Annotated in this window: 15 protein-coding genes; 9 read left to right on the plus strand and 6 right to left on the minus strand. The window is 63.1% G+C overall.

From position 1 onward, the window contains the following. The first annotated feature begins 62 nt into the window (after positions 1-62). From clpX to MSG32_RS01610, 4 genes are all read left to right on the plus strand, one after another. Positions 63-1,352, plus strand: a complete 1,290-nt coding sequence (gene clpX / locus MSG32_RS01595) for an ATP-dependent Clp protease ATP-binding subunit ClpX (protein WP_043331299.1) — start codon at positions 63-65, stop codon at positions 1,350-1,352. Between the two features lie 232 nt (positions 1,353-1,584). Next, a complete protein-coding gene (gene lon, locus MSG32_RS01600; protein ID WP_107336273.1) occupies positions 1,585-3,993 on the plus strand; it encodes an endopeptidase La in 2,409 nt (802 codons plus the stop codon). A gap of 176 nt (positions 3,994-4,169) precedes the next feature. Beyond that, the gene (locus MSG32_RS01605) at positions 4,170-4,442 is read left to right on the plus strand and encodes an HU family DNA-binding protein (protein WP_043331296.1); all 273 of its coding nucleotides are present in this window, start codon (positions 4,170-4,172) and stop codon (positions 4,440-4,442) included. 277 nt (positions 4,443-4,719) lie between these two features. Beyond that, entirely contained in the window at positions 4,720-6,534 is a 1,815-nt protein-coding gene (locus MSG32_RS01610; protein ID WP_248377167.1) for a SurA N-terminal domain-containing protein, read from the plus strand. A 217-nt stretch (positions 6,535-6,751) separates the two neighbouring features. Here the strand turns inward: MSG32_RS01610 and MSG32_RS01615 are convergent, their stop codons facing one another. After that, the gene (locus MSG32_RS01615; protein ID WP_192837580.1) at positions 6,752-7,708 is read right to left on the minus strand and encodes a LysR family transcriptional regulator; all 957 of its coding nucleotides are present in this window, start codon (positions 7,706-7,708) and stop codon (positions 6,752-6,754) included. 264 nt (positions 7,709-7,972) lie between these two features. On the opposite strand from MSG32_RS01615, the gene MSG32_RS01620 reads away from it, so the two are divergent. From MSG32_RS01620 to MSG32_RS01630, 3 genes are all read left to right on the plus strand, one after another. Next, on the plus strand, positions 7,973-8,971 hold the full coding sequence (locus tag MSG32_RS01620; protein WP_043331293.1) for an NADP-dependent oxidoreductase: 999 nt from the start codon (positions 7,973-7,975) through the stop codon (positions 8,969-8,971). A 412-nt stretch (positions 8,972-9,383) separates the two neighbouring features. Next, the gene (locus MSG32_RS01625) at positions 9,384-10,535 is read left to right on the plus strand and encodes an iron-containing alcohol dehydrogenase (protein WP_043331292.1); all 1,152 of its coding nucleotides are present in this window, start codon (positions 9,384-9,386) and stop codon (positions 10,533-10,535) included. A 224-nt stretch (positions 10,536-10,759) separates the two neighbouring features. Next, the gene (locus MSG32_RS01630; protein ID WP_248377169.1) at positions 10,760-11,980 is read left to right on the plus strand and encodes a CobW family GTP-binding protein; all 1,221 of its coding nucleotides are present in this window, start codon (positions 10,760-10,762) and stop codon (positions 11,978-11,980) included. Positions 11,981-12,009: 29 nt separating this feature from the next. On the opposite strand, the gene MSG32_RS01635 is transcribed toward MSG32_RS01630, so the two are convergent. Genes MSG32_RS01635 through queC form a run of 4 tightly spaced genes read right to left on the minus strand, consistent with a single transcriptional unit; the run spans position 12,010 to position 14,637 of the window. Beyond that, positions 12,010-12,297 (minus strand): YkgJ family cysteine cluster protein, encoded by a 288-nt coding sequence (locus tag MSG32_RS01635; RefSeq protein ID WP_054555488.1) that lies wholly within the window; start codon positions 12,295-12,297, stop codon positions 12,010-12,012. Then, positions 12,294-13,193, minus strand: coding sequence for a 6-carboxytetrahydropterin synthase (locus MSG32_RS01640; protein ID WP_248377171.1), 900 nt, complete (start codon positions 13,191-13,193; stop codon positions 12,294-12,296). Before MSG32_RS01640 ends, MSG32_RS01635 begins: the two co-directional genes overlap by 4 nt. A gap of 8 nt (positions 13,194-13,201) precedes the next feature. Further along, positions 13,202-13,894 (minus strand): 7-carboxy-7-deazaguanine synthase, encoded by a 693-nt coding sequence (queE, locus tag MSG32_RS01645; protein ID WP_107336280.1) that lies wholly within the window; start codon positions 13,892-13,894, stop codon positions 13,202-13,204. Further along, positions 13,894-14,637: a 7-cyano-7-deazaguanine synthase QueC gene (gene queC, locus MSG32_RS01650; RefSeq protein WP_248377173.1), complete on the minus strand. Its 744-nt coding sequence runs from the start codon at positions 14,635-14,637 to the stop codon at positions 13,894-13,896. The genes queE and queC overlap by 1 nt, the downstream gene beginning before the upstream one ends. A gap of 744 nt (positions 14,638-15,381) precedes the next feature. On the opposite strand from queC, the gene MSG32_RS01655 reads away from it, so the two are divergent. Then, the gene (locus MSG32_RS01655) at positions 15,382-17,109 is read left to right on the plus strand and encodes a GGDEF domain-containing phosphodiesterase (RefSeq protein ID WP_248377175.1); all 1,728 of its coding nucleotides are present in this window, start codon (positions 15,382-15,384) and stop codon (positions 17,107-17,109) included. A 190-nt stretch (positions 17,110-17,299) separates the two neighbouring features. Here MSG32_RS01655 and MSG32_RS01660 read toward each other — a convergent pair whose 3' ends face one another. Further along, positions 17,300-18,262: a LysR family transcriptional regulator gene (locus MSG32_RS01660; protein ID WP_043331288.1), complete on the minus strand. Its 963-nt coding sequence runs from the start codon at positions 18,260-18,262 to the stop codon at positions 17,300-17,302. 451 nt (positions 18,263-18,713) lie between these two features. Between MSG32_RS01660 and MSG32_RS01665 the strand changes: the two genes are divergently transcribed. Further along, positions 18,714-20,045 carry an MATE family efflux transporter gene (locus tag MSG32_RS01665; protein WP_215824600.1) on the plus strand — a complete coding sequence of 444 codons (1,332 nt, stop codon included), beginning with the start codon at positions 18,714-18,716 and terminating at the stop codon, positions 20,043-20,045. The last annotated feature ends 175 nt before the right edge of the window (positions 20,046-20,220 follow it).

Raw genomic sequence — 20,220 nt, forward strand, 5'->3', positions numbered from 1 at the left:
CGTCGGCAAACATGCATTTCCGGCGGCTCCCCGGGGAGTCGCCGCCATTGAGAGGTACGCGAATGGCTGACGGCAAAGGCAAGGACGAGAACGGCAAACTGCTGTACTGCTCCTTCTGTGGCAAGAACCAGAATGAAGTGCGCAAGCTGATCGCGGGACCTTCCGTCTACATCTGCGACGAATGTGTCGATCTGTGCAATGACATCATTCGCGAAGAGGTCCTCGAAGCCGACGCCGAAGGTGATGATGATCGCCTGCCGGCGCCGCGTGAGATTCGTTCCACTCTCGACGATTACGTGATCGGCCAGGACCGCGCCAAGCGTGTGCTGTCCGTGGCGGTGTACAACCACTACAAGCGTCTGCGTGCCGGTCAGAAGGCCGCGGATGAAGTGGAACTGGGCAAGTCCAACATCCTGCTCATCGGCCCGACCGGTAGCGGCAAGACGTTGCTGGCCGAGACGCTGGCGCGCCTGTTGAACGTCCCGTTCACCATCGCGGATGCGACCACCCTGACCGAAGCGGGCTATGTCGGTGAGGATGTCGAGAACATCATCCAGAAGCTGCTGCAGAAATGCGATTACGATGTCGAGAAGGCCGAGCGTGGCATTGTCTACATCGATGAGATCGACAAGATCTCACGCAAGTCCGACAACCCCTCCATCACGCGTGATGTCTCGGGTGAAGGCGTGCAGCAGGCACTGCTCAAGCTGATCGAGGGCACCACTGCCTCGGTGCCGCCGCAGGGCGGTCGCAAGCACCCTCAGCAGGAATTCCTGCAGGTGAATACCGGCAACATCCTGTTCATCGTCGGCGGTGCTTTCGCCGGGCTGGACAAGGTGATCCGCGAACGCGCCGAGAAGGGTGGCATCGGCTTCAATGCCGAGGTCAAGAGCAAGCAGGACGAGAAGACCGTGGGTCGCGTGCTGGCAGACGTCGAGCCGGGTGATCTGGTCAAGTTCGGTCTCATTCCCGAGTTCGTTGGCCGCCTGCCGGTCATCGCGACATTGACTGAGCTGGACGAAGATGCCCTGGTGCAGATTCTGACCGAGCCGAAGAACTCGCTGGTCAAGCAGTACTCGCGCCTGTTCGAGATGGAAGATGTCGAGCTGGACCTGCGCGAAGATGCGCTGCGTGCCGTGGCTCGCAAGGCCATCGAGCGTCGTACCGGCGCACGTGGTCTGCGCTCGATCCTCGAGTCCGTGCTGCTCGACACCATGTATGACATCCCGTCCGAGGAGAGTGTCAGCAAGGTGGTGGTGGATGAGTCGGTGATTGCCGGCGACAGCAAGCCGCTGCTGATCTACTCCAAGAACGAAGAGAGTCAGGGCAAGGTGGCCGGCAAGGACGGCTGAAACGTCCGGGCCTGAGTCGCACCAACGGGGGGCCGCAAGGCCCCCCGTTGCGTTTGCGCTCACAAGCCATCCTTACTGTGATGCATTCGCGGGTCACGCACGGCTTCATTCAGCGTTGAGTTACCGCCAGGCGTGTCGGGATCATTGCAAAATCATGACCTTGCCCCCATGGTCTCAGTATCAAAGTGCCGTGTGAGGCGGCCCACCCACAGAATACCGAGGAACGTCTGCCATGGAGCAGAACGAAGATCAGACCCTGACACTTCCGCTGCTGCCGCTGCGGGATGTGGTGGTCTATCCCCAGATGGTGATTCCGCTGTTCGTCGGCCGAGAAAAGTCGATCCAGGCCCTCGAAGTGGCCATGGAAGGCGACAAGAAGATCCTGCTTGCGGCGCAGCGTGAAGCCAGCCAGGACGACCCGACGGCGGAAGACCTGTTCGCCATCGGCACCGTTGCCGACATCATGCAGCTGCTCAAACTCCCTGATGGCACCGTCAAGGTGCTGATCGAGGGCAGTTCGCGCGCCGATATCCAGGCGATTCGCCTGCACGACGACGGCCACAGCATCGCCGACGTCGCGCTGCGTGACAGCCAGCCGCTGTCCGAGCGAGAGCAGGAAACCCTGGTGCGCGTGCTGCTCAACCAGTTCGAGCAGTATGTGAAGCTTTCCAAGAAGGTGCCCAACGAAGTGCTGGGCAGCCTGCAGGGCATTGAAGACCCGAGCCGTCTGGTGGACACCATCAGCGCGCATCTGTCGCTGGGCATCAATGACAAGCAGGCGCTGCTCGAGATGGACAAGGTGCGTGACCGCATCGAGCACCTGATGACGCTGATCGAAGCGGAGATCGACCTGCTGCAGGTCGAGAAGCGCATTCGTACCCGCGTCAAGGAGCAGATGGAGAAGTCGCAGCGCGAGTACTACCTCAATGAGCAGATGAAGGCCATCCAGAAGGAAATGGGTGAGCTGGATGACGTGCCCAACGAGGTCGAGCAGTACGAGCGTCGCATCAAGGACGCCGGCATGCCGAAGGAGGCAGAGGAGAAGGCCACTCAGGAGCTCAACAAGCTCAAGATGATGGGGCCGACTTCCGCCGAGGCGACCGTGGTGCGGACCTATCTGGACTGGCTGTGCGACGTGCCGTGGAAGAAGCGCACGCGTGTGCGTCACGACATCGACCACGCCGCCAAGGTGCTGGACGAGGACCACTACGGTCTGGATGAGGTCAAGGAACGCATCCTCGAGTATCTCGCCGTGCAGAAGCGCGTCAAGAAGCTCAAGGGGCCGGTGCTGTGTCTGGTCGGTCCGCCGGGTGTCGGCAAGACCTCGCTGGGCAAGTCCATCGCACGTGCCACCAACCGTCAGTACACCCGTATGGCGCTGGGCGGCGTGCGCGATGAGTCCGAGATCCGCGGTCACCGCCGCACCTATATCGGGGCACTGCCGGGCAAGATCATCCAGCGCATGGCCAAGACGGGCGTGAAGAATCCGCTGGTGCTGCTAGACGAGATCGACAAGCTGGGCATGGACCACCGCGGTGATCCGGCCTCGGCGCTGCTTGAGGTGCTGGATCCGGAGCAGAACGACAAGTTCGCCGATCACTACCTCGAGCTTGATTATGATCTGTCCGAGACCCTGTTCATCTGTACGTCCAACTCGATGAACATTCCGGGCCCGCTGCGCGACCGCATGGAAATCATCCGTCTGCCGGGTTACACCGAAGACGAGAAGCTGGCCATCGCGATGCGCTACCTGGCGCCCAAGCAGCTCAAGGCCAATGGTCTGAAGCCGGGCGAGCTGACCTTCAGCGAAGCCTCCGTGCTAGAGCTGATCCGTTACTACTCGCGTGAAGCCGGTGTGCGTGAACTTGAGCGCCAGCTCGCCAAGGTCTGCCGCAAGATCGTGCGTGAGCGTGTGGTCGCCGAGGCAAAGGAGGGTGCACTGTCTTCCATGCACCTTGAGGCCGAGCAGGTCGAGCACTACGCGGGTGTGCGCAAGTACAGCTTCGGCCTTGCCGATGCCGAGGACCAGATCGGCCGTGTCACTGGCCTGGCCTGGACCTCCGTCGGCGGTGAGCTGCTGACCATCGAATCTGTCGTCACGCCGGGCAAGGGCCGTGTCAGCAAGACCGGGTCACTGGGCGACGTCATGAAGGAATCGGTGAGTGCGGCCCACACCGTGGTGCGTGCGCGTGCCGAGGCCTTCGGTATCGAGGCTGAGCGCTTCGAGAAGGAAGACCTGCACATCCACGTACCGGAAGGCGCCACGCCCAAGGACGGCCCCAGTGCGGGCGCTGCCATGGTCACCGCGATGGTATCCGCTTACTGTGGACGCCCCGTGCGCTGTGACGTGGCAATGACCGGTGAGGTCAACCTGCGCGGCGAAGTCATGCCGATCGGTGGCCTCAAGGAGAAATTGCTGGCGGCGCGACGCGGTGGTATAAAGCTTGTGCTGATTCCCGAGGAAAATCGCCGTGACCTCAAGGAGGTTCCGGACACCATCAAGGATGCACTCGATATTCGGCCGGTGCGCTGGATCGACGAAGTGCTTGAGGTGGCTCTAGCAGAAAAGTCTACTGCTGAGAAGGACGATTCTCGTTCAGACGATGCCAGTGGTCGTCAGACAATGATCAGTACACATTGACGGGATTTTTTGGCCATGCCGCTGTCGAAACGGCGGCGTGGTGCGGTTTTGCGCGTGAGGTTGCTTGACAGTCGTTTGAGGGCGTTGCTATAAACTCCGCTTCGTCGCGATCGCGTTTAGCACCCGTAATTTTCGCGCTGATTTCTGGTAATTTTTGCAAATTCAAGGGGTGAAGAGTGAATAAATCCGAGCTGATCGAAGCCATTGCTGCATCTGCCGATATTCCGAAAGCAGCAGCTAGCCGTGCACTCGATGCGATGGTCGACACCGTCACTGATAGCCTGAAGAAGGGTGAGACCGTGGCACTGGTCGGGTTCGGCACCTTTATTGTCAAGGAACGTGCTGCACGTACTGGCCGTAACCCGCAGACTGGCGCTCCGATCGAGATCAGTGCTGCCAAGGTGCCGAGCTTCAAGGCTGGCAAGGCACTGAAAGACGCCGTCAATTGAGGTCTGCCTGCTTCGCAGGCACCCGGTGGCGCGGTACCGGTTCGGGAGTGGTCTGATGACTGCCGAACCGGCACCAGAACATCGAAGCGCATCGCCTGGCGATGCGCTTTTTTTGTGGCTGAACCCGGCCATGTCGGCAGGGCGCAAGCGTTTGATGACCCTGGCGAGTCAGTCAGTCGTGCAAAGTCACCTGCATCTGTCTGCGGCATGCGTATAATCATCAGTCACTGAGTCGCGGCCCTTGTGGCCATTCCAATCCCTGTAGTTCGAGGCCTGCATGCTGCAACGAATTCGAGACCGGTCGCATGGCTGGGTGGCCAAGACGATCGTTGGTTTCATTGTCGTCACCTTTGCCTTCTTTGGTGTTGAGTCGATCATTGGCGCCTTCACTGCCAGCAGTGACGACGTGGCCACGGTCAATGGCGATACCATCAGCCGCCAGGCGGTGGAGACCGAAGTCCAGCGTGCCATCCGTTCTGGCCAGGTAGCGCCGGAACAGGAGCGCGAAGCACGCAATCAGATCATCAACCAGATGATCGATTCCCGCCTGCTGGATCAATACGCCGAGGAAGGCGGCCTGCACATGTCCGATGCGCAGCTCGATCAACTGATCGTGAGCATTCCGGACTTCCAGGACGACAAGGGACGCTTCGATGCCGACCTGTTCCGCAATCGTCTGGCCAGCGCCGGCTATTCGCCCACCTCCTTCCGCCAGCAGCTGAGCAGCGACACCCTGCGCCAGCAGTTGACCGACGGCTTTGCCGCCAGTGCCTTCGTGCTGCCGGGCGAAGAAGAGAAGCTCAGCCAGCTGCAGCGTCAGACGCGCACCTTCCGCTATGCCACGCTGAGCAGTGCGGACCTCGATGCGCCGGTGACGGTCAGTGAAGACGAGCTCAAGGCCTGGTATGACAGCCACCAGGACAACTACCGCCGCCCGGCACAGGTCAAGCTGGCCTACGTGCTGCTGGACCAGAACGAGCTGGCCAGCGGTGGCGATATCAGCGAAGACACGCTCAAGGCCGAATATGCGGCCAAGCGTGCCGACGCGCCGCGGGAAATCGCGCACATCATGGTTGAGAAGGGTGACGATGATGCGGCGGTACGTGCCAAGCTCGAGGGCGCACGTGACGCACTCGCCAACGGCGAAGACTTCGCCAAGGTAGCGGCCGAGGTCTCCGAAGACAGCTCCACGGCCGAGGACGGCGGTGAGCTTGGCGTGATCACCCGCGGTATCTTCGGTGAAGACTTCGACGATGCGGCCTTCGCACTGGATGAAGGTCAGGTCTCGGATATCGTCGATACCGGCGACAGCCTGCACCTGATCAAGGTGACAGGTCTGGACATCGCGCCCTTCGAGGACATGCGCGACGAGCTGCTGACGCAAGCCCGTCAGGCCGCTTCCCGCGATACCTTCAACGAGAAGGCGCAGCAGCTGAAGGATGAGAGCTTCGCGGCGGATGATCTGTCCAGCGTCGCCGAGGATCTGGACCTGCCGCTGAAGAAGACCGACTGGGTCGCGCAGGAAAATGATGACGAACTGCTGTCCGAGCCGGGTGTGATGGCGGCAGCCTTCGGTGACGAAGTGCTGGAAGATGGCTACAACAGTGACGTCATCGAACTGGATGACAGCCGTCGTCTGGTGCTGCGTGTCCTCGAGCAGCGTCCGGCCACCACGCTGGCGCTGGATGAGGTCAAGCAGCAGGTTCAGCGCGAAGCCAAGGCCGACAAGACTGCCAAGGCACTCGAGGCACTGGCCGAGAAGCGTCTGGAGACGCTGCGCCAGGGCGGATCACTCGAGGGGATCGACTGGCAGCAGGCTGATGACGTCAGCCGTCAGGCCAGCACCCAGCTGCCGCAGAGTCTGGTCAAGCAGGCCTTCACGCTGGCGCACCCGCAGGATGGCCAGCCGGTCTATGGCAAGGCGTCGCTGAGTGGTGGCATCGCGCTGATCGCTCTCACCGAGATCGGCGAGGCCGAGCCGGGCGAGATGGACCAGTTCCTCTCGCGTCTGGCCACGCGTCTGCGTGCTCAGGCCGCTGTCACGGGCCTGCAGGAATCTCTGCGCGAGCGTGCCGAGATCGAGCGCAACTGATCGAGCGCAAATGAGCCAGGCAACTGGCGTGGGCAGCTTTCCCTGCCAATGAGACCGTCACCCCTTGGGGTGGCGGTCTTTTTTGGTTCAAGCCATTGGTTCAAGCCATTGGGTTCAAGCCTCGCAGGCTCAGGTATCGAAGCTCAGGCCGCGAGGCTACGTGCGGGTGTGGCGTCAGGTCACGAGCTTGGTGTCAGGTCACGAATCATGTATCAAGTCACGAGCCCAGCCGCTGACGCAGGCGCTGGGAGAGTTCGCGGTGACGGGCCTGAATGCCCGTGGAGAGCGTCTGGCGTAGCCAGCGGTGGCCGGCGTCATGGTGCAGGCGTTCGTGCCACACCAGCCAGTAGGAGAAGCGGTTGAGGGTGATGGGCAGCGGACGCAGAGCCAGCGGCAGCTGATCGAGCATGCTGATGGCCAGACAGCCCGGCACGCACAGCAGCAGGTCGCTGTGGCAGCTGACACTGAAGGCGGCCAGGAAGTGGGGCTGGCGCATGACGACCTGACGACTCAAGCCCAGTTCCGCCAGCTTGAGGTCCACCGCGCCTCGCTCATCACCGCCCATGCTGATCAGTTGGTGACTGGCGGCGAGAAAGTCCTCCAGGCTCAAGGTCTCCTTCGCTGCCAGCGGATGGTCCTGGCGCATCACGCAGACGAACTGGTCATCCCCGATCTCGCGACCATGCACGCCGGCCGGCACCCTGGCGGTGGGCACGCACATCGCAAGCTCCGGCCCGCCTTCTTCCAGCTGCTGTTCGACATTGCCACCATAGGCCTGGATATCCAGACGGATGCCGGGCGCCTGCTCGTGCAGCGGAGCGATCTGGGGCGCCACGAAGGCGTGCATGCCGTAATCGGTGGTGGCCAGCTGAAAGCGACGTTGGCTATCTCCAGGCGAGAACTCGGGCGGTGCCAGCAGGGCGCCCAGCTCCTGCAGCAGGCGGGCGAGGGGCTGCCTGAGGGCCTCTGCGCGTGCGGTGGGGCGCAGACCGCGTTGCGCGCGCACGAACAGGGGGTCATCGAAGGCCTCGCGCAGCCGGCCCAGGGTGCGGGACACCGCAGGTTGGCTCAGGTTGAGGCGCTCTGCGGCCCGCGACACGCTGCGGGTTTCCAGCAGCGCATGCAGCGCGACCAGCGTATTGAGATCATGGCGGGCAAGTTCAGCCAGGTGCATGGCAAGCGGTTCCCGGTAGCGAGGCGGCCCAGTCACTGGGATGAAAGTGTGCAGTTTCAACCGCACATGATATCAGTCTCATGCATACCGGGATTCAGTTTCTGTCATTGGTGTGATATCGGGAGCGCGCGTAATCTGGGAGCACTTCGTCGCCGAGCAACGCTTGCGGCGGCCAGTCGTCACAGGGTTGAGGCCACGGGCCAGCGGCCTGATGACGATTCTGATCACATGTCGTTTGACCAGATCATTCGCAAGGAGCATTGCATGCAGACACGCTATTACACGATCACTGACTATCCGAAAGGCACCCCGGAACGCGATCTGTTCCAGTTGCGTGAGGAAGAGCTGAGCGAGCTCGGCGAAGGCGAGGTGCGCATTCGCAACAGCTGGCTGTCCGTCGATCCCTACATGCGTGGCCGCATGAGCGGCGTGAAGACCTATATCGACCCCTTCGAGCTCAATGAGCCGCTGCAGGGCGCAGCCGTCGGTGAAGTGATCGAGTCACGTGACTCTCGCTTCAAGAGCGGCGACAAGGTACGTCACATGGGTGGCTGGCGTGACATCGCGCAGCTCTCTGGAGACCAGGTCGAGCCGCTGCCGAGCATCGAGGTGCCGGAGCAGGCCTACCTGGGCGTGCTGGGCATGCCGGGCATGACCGCCTGGACCGGCCTCAACATCATCGCCGAGATGAAAGAGGGCGATAACGTGCTGGTCAGCGCGGCCTCCGGTGCGGTCGGCTCGCTTGCCGTGCAGCTGGCCAAGGCCAAGGGCGGCACCGTCGTCGGCATCGCCGGCAGCCAGGAGAAGCTCGATTGGCTGGAAGCGCGGGGCGTCAAGGCGGTCAGCTACAAGGGCAAGGACGCCGAGCAGCTGACGAAGGCGCTCAAGGAAGCCTGCCCGGACGGCTTCGATGTCTACTACGAGAATGTCGGCGGTGATTGCCTGGTGGCGGCGCTGAACAACCTGAATGTCGGCGCACGCATCGCCGTCTGCGGCATGATCTCCAGCTACAACGATACCGAGGCGGCGCCTGGCCCTTCGAACATCTCGATGATCCTGATCCGCCGCGCGCGCATGCAAGGCTTCATCGTCTTCGATCACTGGCAGAACTACAGCCGCTTCCTCGAAGAGGTAGGGCCGCAGGTCGCCAAGGGCGATATCGACTATGAAGAGACGGTGGAAGAAGGGCTCGAGCAGACGCCGGACGCCTTCCTCAAGCTGTTCTCGGGTGGCAACAAGGGCAAGATGCTGGTGCGTCTCTGATCTGAGAACTGAGTGCTGAGAACTGAGAGCTGCGACAGCATTGCTGAACAACCGGGCTGAAGACCCGAATACCTGACGCCGCGCGAATGCGCGGCGCTCAGGGAATCACGAAAGGCTCGCTGCGGCGGGCCTTTTGCGTGGATGGTCAAACGTTTGCCATCACGCATTACTGGTCGTCAAATATCACTGGTCGTCAGTATTGGTGACTCTCACGAACCAAAGACGTGCGGCCTGCGCTCTACTTTGGTCTTGGTCACTGCTCTAGAATGCAGACCATCGTTCGTGGGCAGGTGACGTCATCGTCGCGCTTTTCTGTCATTTGCCCACATATCACTCTGTGTCAGGTGGCGCCTGACCACGGCCCTGTCATCTCATGTTGCCGTGTCGCCCCTGACTCCGCGAGGAGAGCATCATGCAGGACTTTACCTATCAGAACCCGACCCGCGTGCACTTCGGTGCCGGCCAGATCGCCAAGGTGCGTGACGAGATTCCGGCGGATGCCCGCGTGCTGGTCACCTACGGTGGCGGGTCGATCAAGCGCAACGGCGTGATGGATCAGATCGAAGCCGCGCTGGAAGGCCGTCAGTGGTGGAGCTTCGGCGGCATCGAGCCGAACCCGAGCTATCACACCCTGCTCGAAGCCCTGGAAGTCATCAAGCGCGAGAAGATCGATTATCTGCTGGCGGTCGGAGGCGGCAGTGTCGCCGATGGCAGCAAGTTCCTCGCGCTCGCCGCCTGTCATGCCGGTGATCCGTGGGAGATTCTCGCCGAGGGCAAGCACCCCGAGACGGCGCTGCCGCTGGGTGTGGTGCTGACACTGCCGGCCACGGGCTCCGAGTCCAATGGCAACGCCGTGGTCACCAACTACGAGACCCACGACAAGCTGCCGATGTTCAGCGAGCTGGCCTATCCGCGCTTCGCGGTGCTGGACCCGGCCACCACCCTGACCCTGCCGGAGCGTCAGAGCGTGAATGGCGTCGTCGATGCCTTCATTCACGTCAGCGAGCAGTACCTGACCTATCCGGTCAATGCGCCGGTGCAGGACCGCTTCTCCGAGGGGCTGCTGATGACGCTGATCGAGGAAGGCCCCAAGGTGCTGAGTCAGCCGGATGATCTGGCCGTGCGCGCCAACATCATGTGGGCCGCCAACCTGGGCCTCAACGGCCTGATCGGGCGTGGCGTACCGCAGGACTGGGCCACCCACATGATCGGTCACGAGATCACCGCACTGCACGGTGTCGATCATGGTCGCACCCTGACCATCGTGATGCCGGCGCTGTGGGAAGAATTGTTCGAGGCCAAGCGTGCCAAGCTGGCGCAATACGGTCGTCGTGTCTGGGCGCTTGAAGGCGATGAGGAGAGCGTCGCGCGCGCCGCCATCGACAAGACCCGTGACTTCTTCACTCGTCTGGGCGCGCCGGTGTCGTTGAGCGAAGCCGGTATCAGTGCCGACAGCATCGATCAGCTGGTCGACAATCTGACCCGTCACGGCTTCACCGCCATCGGTGAGCACGGCGATATCACGCCGGATGTGGCGCGCCGTATCCTGACCCGCGCTGCCTGATCGCACGCGTCAGTCAGGGCCGATTGTCAGCCTCAAACCCCTCGTCACTCCTGGTGGCGAGGGGTTTTGCGTATCTCCCCCTTGTCTTCCCCCTTGTTGCAGCTTGCCGATCGCCAGATCGCGTCACGCCCAAGAGCTGGATTCGCTTGACGAGACTTCGTCGCCGGCCGGTTTTTGTTACTCTATAACCTTTTGCACGCCCTTCATCTTGCGGAGATTTCAGCATGTCTGTGGCTTCACGCGGCGCCAGAAGTGGCGACGCCCCGACGGAACCAGCTCCGATTCCGGTGCATCTGATCACCGGCTTTCTGGGAACGGGCAAGAGCAGTCTCATCCAGGCATTGGTCGCGGCCAAGCCAGCGGATGAGCATTGGGCGATCCTGGTCAATGAATTCGGGCAGGTGGGAATCGATCAGGCACTGTTTGCCGGGCGCGAGGATGTCAGCGTCAAGGGACTGCCCGGCGGGTGTCTGTGCTGCCAGCTGGCCTTCGTGTTGCAGGCGGGGCTGGTCAGCCTGATCCATCAGACGCGTCCTGATCGTCTGATCATCGAGCCCTCGGGGCTAGGGCACCCGGCGGGGCTGATCGATGTGCTGCGCAGCGAAGGGCTGGCCTCGGCGCTTGCGCTTGAGGAAGTCATCACCCTGCTGGACCCGCGTGCACTGGACGATACCCGCACGCGTGAGCACGGCACCTTCCAGGATCAGCTGACGCTGGCGGGCGGCGTGGTGCTCAGCAAGCGTGATCTGGCGAGTGATCAGCAGCTGGCGGCCGCGCATGAGTTTCTGGCGGGGATGTGGCCGCGCAAGCGCTGGATCGGTGAGCTGGGCAGAGCCGACGGCGAAAGCCAGCCGCCGCAGGCCCGCATGGCCGGTCAGGAGGTCGCGCTGATCGATTGGCTGCTGTCAGCAGAGCGCGCGCCTCAGCGCCAGGGCGGCGGGCACGTAAGCGCAGCGCGTGAAGACCAGCCCGAGATCAGCATGCCGGCCGCCCATCGCGCTGCGCGGGATAGGGCGCGTCTGGCGCAGGCCAGTGAAGAACCGTCCGCCTCAGGTGTGATGCCGCTGCCCGGCGCACCGGTGATCGAACAGGCCGAAGGGCTTGAGCATGCCAGTCTGGGCTGGCGAATCGCCGCAAGCGAGGTCTTCGATCTCGATCAGCTGACCCAGTGGCTGGATGGCCTGCCGCGCGAGTGGCGCATCAAGGGCGTCTTTCACACCCAGGATGGTTGGCGCAGCTATAACCGCGCCAATGGGCGTGCCGAGCTTGCGCCTTCCAGTTGGCGCGAGGATTCGCGGCTTGAGCTGATTGCACCGCTGGACGGGCAGGAGCAGGAGGGGATGGTGGCTGCGTTGCCGCTTGAGGATTCCCGTCAGTTGAATGCGGCCTTGCTGGCCTGTCGCAGCGACGGCGCCGCCAGGCCCTTCAACTTCTTCGGCGAGTGAGCTGAGGCGTATGCCTCAGGGCGCGCCTTTCACGTCAGGCGCTCCCACTCGCCGATCAGGCGCAGGGCCTCTTCGCGGGAATCGCCACACAGCTCGTGATCGAAATCGAAGTCGCCGCACACCGCCGGGCGCTGCGGCGTGCCGAACAGCTTGCACAGGTTGTCGTCATCCAGCTGCACGCAGCGCACCCCCGCCGGCTTGCCATTCGGCATGCCGGGAATCGGGCTCGAGATCGAGGGGGCGATGCAGCAGCCGCCGCAACCGGCACGACAGCCGGGAGCGGCAGCTTCTGCAGAAGGGGCGGCAGTCTGCGTCATGAGGTAGCGGTCGTGTCTTCGTGCTCGGGGAGGACGAGCGGCTCACGCGCCGTCTGTGGGGTATGGCGCGCGATGGCGCCCTTGTTGATGCCCTCGTAGGCTTCGACGCGGATGCTGTCACCGCTGTCGAGGGCGATCTGGCGCGCCAGCCAGTCGGCGATCCACTCGATGGTGGTCGGTGTCGGCAGCAGCCAGACCTGCTTGCGCGGCAGGCGGATGCGGAACCTGCCCTGCGGCGCTTCATAGCTAAATACCAGCTCACGTCCCGGGCGGTCGATCAGATCGCCTTCCTCGGCCAGGTAGCGGTCGTTGAGTTTCTCGGCCCACTCGGCTTCCAGCGCCGTGTCCCGCACGCCATTGCGCTCGATGATCAGCGGCGAGCGATGCCCATGCGCGATACGCTGGCAGTTGCCGCTGTGATGGCGCAGGCCATGGCTGTAGGTGTAGGCGGCACCGTCGATGATCTCGTCTCGCAGACGCACGCGCAGCGCCTCGACGCGCGGCGGCAGACGGCGAGTCAGCAGCTTCTCGAAGTGGTTGGCCAGTACCTCGGTGGTGACCTCGGCCACCGGCAGCAGGCAGAAGGCCTGACGCGGGCCGCGCACTTCCATGGCGTAGGGCTGGGTGAAGCGCAGGCACAGTCCTTCCGGGCAGTCCGTGACGCTCACGCCTTCGGCCTGGCTGGGCACGATCAGGGTGTGATCGGCGTCCTGATCGATCATGCGCTTGGCCCACGGCTTGACGTCGCCGAAGTCGAACAGCATGCCGTCATGGCCGACGGCGCCGTCCAGCTCCAGATCCAGATGCTGGCTGATGCCGTACAGGCCGCGGGTATTGCTCCACACCGAGGCATCCACCGCGGTGAGGGCCCTGACGAACAGGGTCTTGGGAGTCATTGCGGTCATCAATCGATACCACTGATCTTGTGAGTCTGCAGCGAGAGCTGCCACTGGGGATTGCGCATGCAGTAGCTGACGCACTGGTTCATCGGCGTGTCGGACGCCAGCACCTCGCGGTAATGCTCGCGGGCTGCGGCAGGCGCGGGCAGGGCGTCGAGGGCGGCGGTATCCAGTGGCTGCAGATAGAAGTGCGCGAAGTCCAGGCTGACGAAGCGCTCCGGCAGGGCCTCCGGCTGCGGGTAGACGAGCTTGAGCTCATCGCCGCCGGTGAGGACCAGCTCGCTGGCGCCCTTGGGGCTCACACATAGCCAGTCGATGCCGGCAGGCGGCTCGACGGTGCCGTTGGTCTCCACCGCGATCTCGAAGCCGCGGGCGTGCATCGCGTCCACCAGCTCACTGTCGAGCTGCAACAGCGGCTCACCGCCGGTGAAGACCACATAGGGCGTGGCGATGCCGGTGTGCTCCGGCCACAGGCTGGCCAAAAAGTCCGCCAGCGCGTTTGCGGTGCGGAACTTGCCGCCATTCTGGCCGTTGGTGCCGACGAAATCGGTGTCGCAGAAGCGGCAGACCGAGGTGTCGCGGTCCTGCTCGCGGCCACTCCACAGATTGCAGCCGGCAAAGCGGCAGAACACGCTGGCGCGCCCTGCGCGAGCACCTTCGCCCTGCAGGGTGTAGAACGCTTCCTTTACCGTATACATCAGAGAGTGCCTGCGTCCTTGGCCGAGTCGGTCGTTTCGTAACCGAGCGGATCGCTCAGCCCATGGGCGGCGAAGGCCTCGAGACGCTCACGGCAGCTGCCGCATTCCCCGCAGGCCAGTTCGCGGCCTTCGTAGCAGGTCCAGGTCTGGGCATAATCGAGCTGCATGGCGATGCCGGCGGCCAGAATCTCGTCCTTGCTCGCGTGCAGGAAGGGCGCGCGAATCTCGACTGGGGAGAAGTTGGCGATCGCGGCGACGGCGTTCATCTTGTCGACGAACTCCGGACGGCAATCCGGGTAGAGCACGTGATCGCCACCGTGGGCACCATAGAAGCAGACCTCGGCCTCGATGTTGACGGCCTTGGCGATGGCCAGTGACAGCAGGATCATGTTGCGGTTGGGCACCACGGTCGAGGTCATGGAGGCCTCGTCGTAGTCGGCCTTGGGCATCGCCTGGTCACTGTTGGTCAGTGCGGAGTTGTCGATCAGGCCATGGATGGCGCGAATGTCGACGACTTCGTGGGCGACGCCCAGCGACTCGCAGACCTGGCGTGCGACGTCGAGCTCACGCGAGTGACGTTGGCCATAATGGAAGGAGAGGGCATGTACCTCGAAGCCTTCCTTCAGCGCCTGGTGCAGGACAGTGTAGGAGTCCATGCCACCGGAGTAGATGACGACGGCGCGGGGGCGCTCTGCAGAGGAGGCAGAAGCGGAGACAGCGGAATTCTGGACGTTGAGAGTCATGACGGAGAATTTCTTTGACCGATGGATTCGGCGCCCGGGATCCGGTCCGGGCGAAACGGGCGCCTATCCTACTCTTCCACACGCCTTGACGCCACTCGTGCACTGGTGCGGGCCGCGGATACGCCGCCTGTCGCCAGGTTCGGAAGCGGCCATGGCAGCCAAGCGTTGAGTCGGCGAGAAAATAGCCTTGGTACCCGCACCACAGGCTGGCATAGACTCGGAGTATTAGCGAAGCGTAGAGAGAGTCGTCTGCGTGCTGCACGCTTGTCCACCTAGTGCTTTCCCTGACAGCACGAATTTCGGAATGACGGGTTGAGGGGCAGGTCGAGGAGCCGGCTGAGTGACTTGCCGAATGGCTCCGGGAGCGGCTCTCGCAATGGCGCCTGGTGCAGCGTCAAGTGACAGGCGAGACGGGGAGGCGCTGGCGTTCAAGTGTGTGCTCAAAAGGGCGATCAGAAGAGACAAAGTGCAGCAGTCTGGTGCCTGGTGATGTCCATAGGAGGAGTAGCATGGGCGCCCGGGCCTTGCCGCATTAGCCATGCGGCCCGGGCCTTGCGGCAGCCAGCGGCGACAATGAAAGCAGGTGTAAGCAGATAAGCGCGAGAACAGCCGGAAGCGTGAATGACGTGTCATGTCCCGGCGGTGTTATCCGCGTTGCGCCAGCCAATGGCCAGCATCACTGGCGACAAGGCGGCCCTTGCGGGGCATCAAGCCATTTTCCTTATGACTGCAGGTGGAGTGAGCGTGCCTCTCGATATCTTGATCAAATTGCTGTCGTCCATCGAAGAGCCGTTGTGGATTCATGACCGCTTCGGCCAACTCGCCTGGACGTCGCCGCGCGCTCGACAGGAAGACAGGGTGCCGGAGCTGCCATCCCCGCTGCCCAAGCAGCCGGAGCCTTGTGGCATCAGCGGCCAGCCCGGTTTCTGGTTGATGGGCATTACCGGCGAGCTGGGAGAATGGCTGCTGGTGCAGAAGGCCAATCTGCCGTGGCGCATGGCGATCTTCGATGCCGAGTGTCTGGTGGCCAACACCTGTGGCTGGCAGGAGCTGTTCGGCACCGAGCGGCCGCGTCTCGAGCCGGTCAGCGAGCGGCGAGTCCGCCTCAAGGCGCCGTTCTCGGGGCTGGCGGAGGCCCGTGCGGCCGGGGTGGATGACAAGGTCTTGATCGCCCTGCGCCGTCTGCAGCCCATCAACCTGCTGTCGCGCGATCGCTTCAATGCCCAGATCGATGAACTGCTGCTGGAAGAAAGCGTCGACGGCAGCATCGATGGCGGCATCATCTATCTGTCACTGACCCACCTGGAAATCATCAACTCGGCGCACGGTGCCGAGCGTATCGATCCGCTGCTGGAGCGGGTGGCAGAAGCCATGTCCCTGCAGTATCGCGACGCCCTGGTCTGCCGCCCGTTGGGCAATGCCTTCGCGCTGTTCTTCGTCGGGGATGAGGCCAGCCTGATCGTGCGAGCCAACGAGCTGTGCGAACGGCTGGTGATGCTGATGCGACTGGATGGCAAGGCCCTGCCGGTCACGGCGCGGGTCGGCATCAGTCTGGCGCCGCAGCATGCACGGCGTGCCCATCGCCTGATGCATCTGGCCGAACTCGCCATGTTGCACGGGGAATACGATGACATCGATGTCTGCGGCCCCCTGCACGTGTTCTCGCCCGGCGCGCACATGCAGCACCTCAACGACTATCGCCTGACCAGTGACCTGCGCGAGCATCTCGAAGAGCTGGATCTCGCCTTCCAGCCCCAGTTCGACCTCGCCAGTGGCGAGGCCGTCGGCGTCGAGGTGCTGGTGCGCTGGGACCACCCCGAGCTTGGCACCATCGGGCCGGGTCGCTTCATCCCGCTGGCGGAGCAGTACGGCTTGATCGGTACCGTCGGCGCGCGGGTGATGGACACGGCCCTCTCGGCGACGCGTGACCTGGTGACGCCGAACGGCAAGCCATTGTCGGTGGCGATCAATGTCTCGGCTCAGGAGTTTCGTGACCCCGGCTTCCCCGAGCGCGTCTCGGAGGCTCTGGCGCGTCATGACTTCGCGCCGGAACGCCTGGAGCTTGAGATCACCGAATCCTCACGCGTGCCGGATCTCGATCGCGTCGTGGAGCGACTCACCGGCCTGATCGAACGCGGCGTGCGCCTGGCGATCGATGATTTCGGCACCGGCTTCGCGTCACTGCTCTACGTGCGCGACCTGCGTGCTTGCCGCCTCAAGGTCGATCAGCGCTTCGTAGGTAGCCTTGATCATGATGCCCGCGACCGCGCCATCGTCTCCCACGCGATCTCGCTGGCCGACAGTCTGGGCATGGAGGTGCTGGCGGAGGGCGTCGAGACCGCAGAGCAGGAGCGCCTGCTGGTCGAGATGGGTTGTCATCTGGTGCAGGGTTTCCGCTATGCGCGGCCCAAGCGCCTGCCGGAGCTGGTCGGGTGGCTCAAGCGCAAGCCGTCGATCCATCCCTGCCCCTGAGTGTTTCTCTTGTTGGGAGCTTGATTAAGGGCGCTGAAGTGAAAGGCGCTTGCAATGAAGGGGCCTGAAATGAAAACGCCCGCCACGCAGTGACTCTGCATGGCGGGCATTTTCATGCTGGGCATTCGGGTCTTGCAGTGGCCGTGGGAGGTGACGGCGTGCGTTCAGGCTCGAGAGCCGTGGCGACGTCTCATTCGCTGCAACCGCTACCGTAGCCGTACATGTTCTCGAAGCCCGGAATGCGCTGCTCCCAGACGGGCGGCGTACCGACGACCTCCTGCAGGCAATCGCTGAAGCGACGCGTCTTCTGCGGCAGGTACTGGCGGTGCGGGTAGACCAGGTGGATCGAAGGCAGTGGCTTCATCGGCACGTTGGTCAACAGCGGCACCAGCTCGCCGTTCAGGATCTCGTCCTTGATGTTGATCGCGGACACCATGCCATAGCAGGCACCCGACTTGATGGCACCGATCAGCACGTCGGCATCATTGACCTTGAGGCGCGAATCCAGCGCCACCTTTTCCTCGACACCGCTCTCGGTGCAGACGCGCAGGCGATCGAGAATGAAGCCATCGCGGGAATACACCGCTGCCGGCAGGCCAGACAGATCGGCGGGGGTCTGGGGCATGCCGTGCCGCTCGATGAAGGCCGGCGAGGCGCAGATCAGGTGACGGTGTGCAGCCAGCGGCCGCGCGATCAGGTTGGAGTCTTCCAGCTCCGACATGCGAATGGCCAGGTCATAACCGCCGCCGATCAGGTCGGTCAGGTGGTCTTCCAGGCGCACTTCCACCTGGGTATCCGGGTAGCGCTCCATGTACAGACGCACGGCCTGGGCGACGTAGGTGCGCCCGAAGTGGCTCGGGCTGGTGATCTTCAGGATGCCGCGCGGGCCATCCTGATAGGCGCCGGCCACATCGTCGGTATCTTCCAGCACTTCACGCAGACGCAGTGCGTGCTGATGGATCTCGCGCCCCGCATCCGTCAGGGCCAGCGAGCGAGTCGAGCGATTGAACAGGCGAATCTGCAGTTCTTCTTCCAGACGGCTGATCTGCTTGGAGACCACCGAGCGGTTGACCTGACGATGGTCAGCCGCCTTGGAAAAACTCTGTGCTTCTACTACATCGAGAAACAGCAACAAACGGGATGCTTTATCCACGGTCTGACCTCTCGTGATGCCATGGGGAGGGGAACACTCTGCCAGCCATCCGTGAGGCAGTCAGTGCATATAAAGCGACGGTCCAACTTCGGTAGCAGTCGATAATCGGTGACATTGCATGGGTCATCATCACGAATCCAGGTGACGGAAATCCCTGACAAGGTAAGTTTATCACGGTCACTGTTTCCTCTAATACCACGCATCAACGCGTTTCTCGCTCTTCCTGTTGCCGACAATGCATCAAAGACATGTCCCACTGAGCCTATCTGGGGTCTGGCGAAATCCCTAGAATCATCCCTCCAGCGTCACGGAAGTGTTCCGACGCCTTTACCTCCATCCAACCAGCCATGCTCGACATGCTGGGAGTGAGTTCATGTCTTCTTCTATGTCCACCGACGCCTCTGCAACATCGACCCCGCCAACGTCGGAAACGCCGACGACGCGTGAGCTGATGTCACGCCTGTGGCGCAGCACCTTGCCGATGACACTCGGCATCATGGGATTGCTGGGCTTCAACCTGGTCGATGCCGCCTTCGTCTCGCACCTGGGCACCGCGCCACTGGCCGCGCAATCCTTCACCTTCCCGCTGACCTTTCTGATCATCGGGGTGCAGGTCGGCATGGGCATCGCGATCGCCGCGATCGTCTCGCGTACCTTGGGCGCCGAGGATGAGGCGCGTGCCCGGCGTCTGGGCGGTGTGGTGCTGCTGGGGTCCGGTGTGTTGATGGCACTGCTGATGCTGCTGTTGTGGGTCATCAGGGTGCCGGCCTTCGAGTTGCTGGGTGCCAATGCCACTGAAATGACGCTGATCGAGGTCTATTGGGGCCCATCTCTGATCGCCAGCTGGCTGGGGGCCATGGCCTATGTGCTCTACAGCCTGTTCCGCGCCCACGGCGACACGCGTCTGCCGGGCGAGATGATGCTGCTGACCAGTGTCTTCAACCTGGTGCTGGACCCGCTGCTGATCTTCGGCGCGGGGCCGCTGCCCGGCTTCGGTCTGGCGGGCGCTGCCTGGGCGACCGTACTCTCCTTCGGGGCCGGGCTTGCCATCACGGCATTCAAGCTCTCGCGCCGCGACTGGATGGAATATCGCGGCCTGTGGGCCGAATGGCAGGCCTCACGCCGCCAGCTGGCGGGAATCGCGATACCCGCGATTCTGTGCCAGATGATGCCGGCACTCTCCGCGATGCTGGTCACCGCCATCGTCGCGGGACTGGGCCAGACGGAGGTGGCCGCCTGGGGGATCGCCTCACGCCTGGAAACCTTCTCGCTGATCGTGGTGCTGGCCCTGACCATGTCGTTGCCGCCGTGGCTGGGGCGCTGTTATGGCGCCGGCCGTTGGCAGGAAATTCGCCGCCTGATGAACCTGGCCGCCCGCGTGGTGGTGATCTGGCAGCTGGTGCTGGGCATCATCGCGGCCGTGCTGGCGACCCCGCTGGCCTATGTGCTGGTGGGCAGTGACGAGGTCTCGGCGGCGCTGGCGGTCCTGCTGCCGTGGATGTTGCCCAGCTACTCCTTCCTCGGCATCTGCATGCTGGTCGTGTCGGCTGCCAACGCGCTGGGGTGGCCGCTGCGTGCCACGGCGTTATCCTTCGTGCGTCTCTTCATCTGCTTCATGCCGGCGGTATGGTTGGGGGCACATCTGGACGGGCTGCGCGGTGTCGCCATCGGCTCGGCGATCGGCAACCTGCTGGCGGGTGTGGTGGCATGGCGCGTCTATCGTCAGGCCCTGGGCGACCGCGGCAAGTCAGTGCGTCGCCATGCCTATGTCGCGACGACCTGATCGCCCGGGCCCTCATGGCGTCCAGCACGAGCGCTCCCTTGAGATGTCAGGCGCTATTCAGAAGATTCTGCCCGGAAGACCCTACGGGAGACTCTGTCAGTAGACCTTGCCAGAAGCCCCGTCAGCAGTCCCGCTGAGAAGCACCGAAAGCGGCCATTCCAAAAATGGCCGCTTT

Origin of the sequence: Cobetia sp. 1CM21F (assembly GCF_023161745.1) — a bacterium.
Classification (GTDB): Bacteria; Pseudomonadota; Gammaproteobacteria; order Pseudomonadales; family Halomonadaceae; genus Cobetia; species Cobetia amphilecti.

Bases quoted from the DNA above. Each gene is read 5' to 3' on its own strand.
- clpX (WP_043331299.1), top strand. From the start codon at position 63: ATGGCTGACGGCAAAGGCAAGGACGAGAACGGCAAACTGCTGTACTGC.
- lon (WP_107336273.1), top strand. From the start codon at position 1,585: ATGGAGCAGAACGAAGATCAGACCCTGACACTTCCGCTGCTGCCGCTG.
- MSG32_RS01610 (WP_248377167.1), top strand. From the start codon at position 4,720: ATGCTGCAACGAATTCGAGACCGGTCGCATGGCTGGGTGGCCAAGACG.
- MSG32_RS01615 (WP_192837580.1), bottom strand. From the start codon at position 7,708: ATGCACCTGGCTGAACTTGCCCGCCATGATCTCAATACGCTGGTCGCG.
- MSG32_RS01620 (WP_043331293.1), top strand. From the start codon at position 7,973: ATGCAGACACGCTATTACACGATCACTGACTATCCGAAAGGCACCCCG.
- MSG32_RS01625 (WP_043331292.1), top strand. From the start codon at position 9,384: ATGCAGGACTTTACCTATCAGAACCCGACCCGCGTGCACTTCGGTGCC.
- MSG32_RS01630 (WP_248377169.1), top strand. From the start codon at position 10,760: ATGTCTGTGGCTTCACGCGGCGCCAGAAGTGGCGACGCCCCGACGGAA.
- MSG32_RS01635 (WP_054555488.1), bottom strand. From the start codon at position 12,297: ATGACGCAGACTGCCGCCCCTTCTGCAGAAGCTGCCGCTCCCGGCTGT.
- MSG32_RS01640 (WP_248377171.1), bottom strand. From the start codon at position 13,193: ATGACTCCCAAGACCCTGTTCGTCAGGGCCCTCACCGCGGTGGATGCC.
- queE (WP_107336280.1), bottom strand. From the start codon at position 13,894: ATGTATACGGTAAAGGAAGCGTTCTACACCCTGCAGGGCGAAGGTGCT.
- queC (WP_248377173.1), bottom strand. From the start codon at position 14,637: ATGACTCTCAACGTCCAGAATTCCGCTGTCTCCGCTTCTGCCTCCTCT.
- MSG32_RS01665 (WP_215824600.1), top strand. From the start codon at position 18,714: ATGTCACGCCTGTGGCGCAGCACCTTGCCGATGACACTCGGCATCATG.